We start from the raw sequence: 2,008 nt of genomic DNA on the forward strand, positions 1-2,008 counted from the left end.
TTAGATTTTGTAGAAAGTTTGAAAGCAGATGGTAAAGAGGTTGAAATAGTATCAAAAGGAAGCTCCTTAAAATTCTGTTTAGTTGCCGAAGGAAATGCCGATGTATATCCACGATATGCACCTACAATGGAATGGGACACTGCAGCAGGACAAGCCATTTGTAATGCTGTTGGATTACAAGTTATTTCAAAAGAAACAAATAAACCATTAGCATACAATAAAGAAAACCTATTAAACAGTTATTTTTTAGTTAGCAAATAAATGGCAGATGTATCCTATAAAAGACATATAGCCAAAACCATAACATGGAGGGTTGTTGGAACAATAGATACAATAATTCTTTCTTGGATAATTACAGGAGATCCTTTAGCAGGACTTAAAATAGGGTTTGCAGAAGTCACTACCAAATCTGTATTATACTATTTACACGAACGTGTTTGGTACAAAATTAATTTATCGAAGGACGGTGTTCTTCTTGAAAGTAGAAAACGACATATAGCTAAAACAATTACTTGGCGGTTTATAGGAACAATAGATACAATGACATTAGCGTGGATTATTTCTGGCAACCCACTTTCAGCATTACAAATTGGTTTTGCTGAGGTGGTAACTAAAATGATACTTTACTATTTACATGAGCGCGTGTGGTATAATATAGATTTTGGATTAAGTAAAAGAAACAATAAATAAAATGGAGGAAAACATTATCCCATACAATTATCAAATATCTATAGATGATAGACGAAAGTTAAACGGACACAACTCTTTTTTGTTATGGTTTACAGGGCTTTCGGGTTCGGGTAAATCTACAATTGCTAATTTAGTAGAACAAAAGCTATTCCAACAAGGTGTAAGGACCTATATGTTAGATGGTGATAACATAAGAAAAGGAATTAATAAAGACTTAACCTTTGTTCCAGAAGATAGAACTGAAAATATCCGTAGAATTGCTGAAATAGCCAACTTAATGGTTAATGCAGGTATAGTAACACTTGCAGCTTTTGTATCACCTTACAAAAAAGACCGAGAGAACATAAAAAGTATCGTTAAAGATGTTAACTTTGTCGAAATATTTGTAAACACAAGTGTTGAAGAGTGTGAAAGACGTGATGTAAAAGGGCTTTATAAAAAAGCAAGAGCAGGTGAAATTACAAATATGACAGGAGTTTCTTCGCCTTATGAAAAGCCAGAAACACCTGATATCGAAATCAAAACTGAAGAACAAAGTATTGAAGTTGCTGTTGATTCGATTATGAAATATATAAGTCACAAATTAATACATGATGAAAACTAAATTTTATATACTCAGTATTGCTTTATTTTGTCTGCTTTCTTGTAAATCAGAAAAAAAGGAAAACACAAAAAAGGAAATTAACCAATCCACTGAAGAGACACCTCCACCAAGTGCTTTTGAATCCTCGTTGTTAGATTTAAGACCAATAGAAAAAGACCTCACAAGTGGATACAAGGTAAATAAGTTTGGGATTCAAAAAGAAAATGACAGTTTAATAGGTTTTGTTTTTTTATTGGATAATAATGCAACCCCAGAAACAGTTGAAGCATTTAGTATGGGAATTCGAGCTTTTGATAGAACTTTAGAAAAACCACTTAATATGTCTTTTAATCCTGAAATAGAGATTATTGAAGGGCAGAAGTATGTTATTGCAAAGCAGATATTGAAAAGTACAAACTACTTCGATAGTGTAGATGTATTTATATATAAAAGAAAAGATTGGAAGGGATCCGGAAGATTAGGTGGTTTTAAAATTAGAGATATATTATTTGAATAAAAAGCGGAGTTGATGAGTAAGTATTATTTAAATTATCTAGACGAGTTAGAGAGTGAGGCAATTTTTGTTTTACGTGAAGTTTGGGCACAATTTGAAAATCCAGTAATTTTATTTTCAGGAGGAAAAGATTCTATCTTGGTAACACATTTAGCCAAAAAAGCATTTTATCCTGCTAAAATACCATTTCCATTAATGCATGTTGACACTGGTCACAATTT

At 32.1% G+C, this 2,008-nt stretch carries 5 protein-coding genes; all 5 read left to right on the forward strand.

Annotated features, from left to right (window positions below; genetic code table 11):
- Positions 1–261 (forward strand): 3'(2'),5'-bisphosphate nucleotidase CysQ family protein (locus ACQ0RB_RS15645; RefSeq protein WP_430499623.1); only part of this gene is annotated, 261 nt, incomplete at its 5' end.
- A complete protein-coding gene (locus ACQ0RB_RS15650) occupies positions 262–690 on the forward strand; it encodes a DUF2061 domain-containing protein (protein WP_430496356.1) in 429 nt (142 codons plus the stop codon).
- Between the two features lies 1 nt (position 691).
- Complete coding sequence (cysC, locus tag ACQ0RB_RS15655; protein ID WP_430499625.1) at positions 692–1,294, forward strand: adenylyl-sulfate kinase; 603 nt, start codon at positions 692–694, stop codon at positions 1,292–1,294.
- Positions 1,281–1,790 carry a hypothetical protein gene (locus ACQ0RB_RS15660; protein ID WP_430499627.1) on the forward strand — a complete coding sequence of 170 codons (510 nt, stop codon included), beginning with the start codon at positions 1,281–1,283 and terminating at the stop codon, positions 1,788–1,790. Before cysC ends, ACQ0RB_RS15660 begins: the two co-directional genes overlap by 14 nt.
- A 12-nt stretch (positions 1,791–1,802) precedes the next feature.
- The coding region (locus ACQ0RB_RS15665) for a phosphoadenosine phosphosulfate reductase family protein (RefSeq protein WP_430499629.1) at positions 1,803–2,008 on the forward strand (206 nt) is incomplete at its 3' end.

The sequence above is a fragment of the Gaetbulibacter sp. PBL-D1 genome, from assembly GCF_050509525.1.
GTDB classification, from domain to species: Bacteria; Bacteroidota; Bacteroidia; order Flavobacteriales; family Flavobacteriaceae; genus Gaetbulibacter_B; species Gaetbulibacter_B jejuensis.